The organism is Achromobacter sp. SIMBA_011, assembly GCF_046535435.1.
Classification (GTDB): domain Bacteria; phylum Pseudomonadota; class Gammaproteobacteria; order Burkholderiales; family Burkholderiaceae_B; genus Achromobacter; species Achromobacter dolens.
In genome coordinates this window covers 1-245 of sequence record NZ_JAWRWN010001038.1, presented here as the reverse complement: position 1 = coordinate 245, position 245 = coordinate 1, and the positions used below count along the sequence as shown (strand labels likewise).

Genomic DNA, 245 nt, shown 5'->3' with positions numbered 1-245 from the left:
GACGAGGGCATCGTCGGCTGGGGCGAGCCGGTGGTCGAGGGCCGCGCGCACACGGTCGAAGCCGCCGTGCAGGAACTCGCCGACTATCTGGTCGGCAAGGATCCGCTGCTGATCGAGGATCACTGGCAGGTGATGTACCGCGCGGGCTTCTACCGCGGCGGCCCGATCATGATGAGCGCGATCGCGGGCGTCGACCAGGCGCTGTGGGACATCAAGGGCAAGCATCACGGCGTGCCGGTGCATGC

Annotated in this window: 1 pseudogene; it reads left to right on the top strand. The window is 68.6% G+C overall.

The features are described 5' to 3' along the window. Positions 1–245 (top strand): annotated as a pseudogene (locus SB816_RS34180) (D-galactonate dehydratase); the annotation flags it as partial.